Source organism: Exiguobacterium sp. s95 (assembly GCF_018618655.1).
Taxonomy (GTDB): domain Bacteria; phylum Bacillota; class Bacilli; order Exiguobacteriales; family Exiguobacteriaceae; genus Exiguobacterium_A; species Exiguobacterium_A oxidotolerans.
Genome location: NZ_JACSMM010000018.1, coordinates 1 through 2,961, shown reverse-complemented (window position 1 = coordinate 2,961; position 2,961 = coordinate 1). Strand labels below are relative to the sequence as shown.

Annotated in this window: 1 rRNA gene; it reads left to right on the top strand. The window is 53.9% G+C overall.

The annotated features are described in order from the left end of the window. Positions 1-92 precede the first annotated feature (92 nt). A 23S ribosomal RNA gene (locus KNP99_RS15095) occupies positions 93-2,961 on the top strand; the annotation flags it as partial.

The window sequence follows — 2,961 nt, the reverse complement described above, 5'->3', positions numbered from 1 at the left end:
CACTCGCACCTTGAAAACTGAAGACATCAACAAGACATCAAATTTTTATAACCATGTCATTAGACGTGTGTTCTTAGAATACCAAAATGCTAGATCAAGGTATGAAGGGCGTACGGTGGATGCCTTGGCACTAGGAGCCGATGAAGGACGCGACGAACAGCGATATGCTTCGGGGAGCAGTAAGTATGCTTTGATCCGAGGATTTCCGAATGGGGGAACCCACCATCCGTAATGGGATGGGACATGTTACGTGAATACATAGCGTAGCGTGAGGCAGACCCGGGGAACTGAAACATCTAAGTACCCGGAGGAAGAGAAAGCAAATGCGATTCCCTGAGTAGCGGCGAGCGAAACGGGAACAGCCCAAACCGGAGAGCATGCTCTCCGGGGTTGTAGGACACTCTATACGGAGTCAAAAAGGAAGACAGTAGGTGAATGACCTGGAAAGGTCGGCCGAAGAAGGTGACAGCCCTGTAGCTGAAACTGTTTTCCCTCCAGAGTGGATCCTGAGTACGGCGGGACACGTGAAACCCCGTCGGAATCCGGGAGGACCATCTCCCAAGGCTAAATACTCCCTAGTGACCGATAGTGAACCAGTACCGTGAGGGAAAGGTGAAAAGCACCCCGGAAGGGGAGTGAAATAGATCCTGAAACCGTATGCCTACAAGTAGTCAGAGCCCGTTAATGGGTGATGGCGTGCCTTTTGTAGAATGAACCGGCGAGTTACGATAGCGCGCGAGGTTAAGCTGATGAGGCGGAGCCGTAGCGAAAGCGAGTCTGAATAGGGCGCCATAGTGCGTTGTCGTAGACCCGAAACCAGGTGATCTACCCATGTCCAGGATGAAGGTCAGGTAACACTGACTGGAGGTCCGAACCCACGCACGTTGAAAAGTGCGGGGATGAGGTGTGGGTAGCGGTGAAATGCCAATCGAACCTGGAGATAGCTGGTTCTCCCCGAAATAGCTTTAGGGCTAGCCTCGAGGTTGAGAGTTCCGGAGGTAGAGCACTGATTGGACTAGGGGCCCCCACAGGGTTACCGAATTCAGTTAAACTCCGAATGCCGGCAACTTATACTCGGGAGTCAGACTGCGAGTGATAAGATCCGTAGTCAAGAGGGAAACAGCCCAGACCGCCAGCTAAGGTCCCAAAGTGTATGTTAAGTGGAAAAGGATGTGGCGCTGCCTAGACAGCTAGGATGTTGGCTTAGAAGCAGCCACCATTCAAAGAGTGCGTAATAGCTCACTAGTCGAGTGGCGCCGCGCCGAAAATGTAACGGGGCTAAACATACCACCGAAGCTGCGGATTCCGTAAGGAATGGTAGGGGAGCGTTCCAAACCGCTGTGAAGCTGTACCGGAAGGAGCAGTGGAGCGTTTGGAAGTGAGAATGCCGGTGTGAGTAGCGAAAAGAGGGGTGAGAATCCCCTCCGTCGAAAGCCCAAGGTTTCCTGAGGAAGGCTCGTCCGCTCAGGGTTAGTCTGGACCTAAGCCGAGGCCGAAAGGCGTAGGCGATGGATAACAGGTTGATATTCCTGTACCACCGATCCACCGTTTGAACAATGGGGGGACGCAGGAGGATAGTGACGCATGCGGATGGAAGTGCATGTGTAAGTTTCGAGATTGTCTGATTGGCAAATCCGTCAGGCACCAAGATCGAGGAACGACGCGGAGTCCCCTAGGGACGAAGGTCACGATTTCACACTGCCAAGAAAAGCCTCTAGTGAGGTGGAAGGTGCCAGTACCGTAAACCGACACAGGTAGGCGGGATGAGAATTCTAAGACGCGCGGGATAACTCTCGTTAAGGAACTCGGCAAAATGGTCCCGTAACTTCGGGAGAAGGGACGCTCTACATGAGTAGAGCCGCAGTGAATAGGCCCAAACGACTGTTTAGCAAAAACACAGGTCTCTGCTAAATCGCAAGATGACGTATAGGGGCTGACGCCTGCCCGGTGCTGGAAGGTTAAGGGGATGGGTTAGCGCAAGCGAAGCTTTGAACCGAAGCCCCAGTAAACGGCGGCCGTAACTATAACGGTCCTAAGGTAGCGAAATTCCTTGTCGGGTAAGTTCCGACCCGCACGAAAGGCGTAACGATTTGGGCACTGTCTCAACGAGAGACCCGGTGAAATCATAGTACCTGTGAAGATGCAGGTTACCCGCGACAGGACGGAAAGACCCCATGGAGCTTTACTACAGCCTGATATTGAGGCTTTGTGCATGATGTACAGGATAGGCGGGAGACGTCGAGACCGGAGCGCCAGCTTCGGAGGAGTCACCCTTGGGATACCGCCCTTCATGCATAGAGTCTCTAACTCGCAGCCGTAATCCGGCTGGAGGACCGTGTCAGGCGGGTAGTTTGACTGGGGCGGTCGCCTCCTAAACAGTAACGGAGGCGCCCAAAGGTTCCCTCAGAATGGTTGGAAATCATTCGTAGAGCGCAAAGGCAGAAGGGAGCTTGACTGCGAGACCTACAAGTCGAGCAGGGACGAAAGTCGGGCTTAGTGATCCGGTGGTTCCGCATGGAAGGGCCATCGCTCAACGGATAAAAGCTACCCTGGGGATAACAGGCTGATCTCCCCCAAGAGTCCACATCGACGGGGAGGTTTGGCACCTCGATGTCGGCTCATCGCATCCTGGGGCTGGAGTAGGTCCCAAGGGTTGGGCTGTTCGCCCATTAAAGCGGTACGCGAGCTGGGTTCAGAACGTCGTGAGACAGTTCGGTCCCTATCCGTCGTGGGCGCAGGAAATTTGAGGAGAGCTGTCCTTAGTACGAGAGGACCGGGATGGACGCACCGCTGGTGTACCAGTTGTTCCGCCAGGAGCATCGCTGGGTAGCTACGTGCGGACGGGATAAATGCTGAAAGCATCTAAGCATGAAGCCCCCTCCAAGATGAGATTTCCCTTTGAGTAATCAAGAAAGACCCCTCAGAGACGATGAGGTAGATAGGTCACGGGTGGAAGCATGG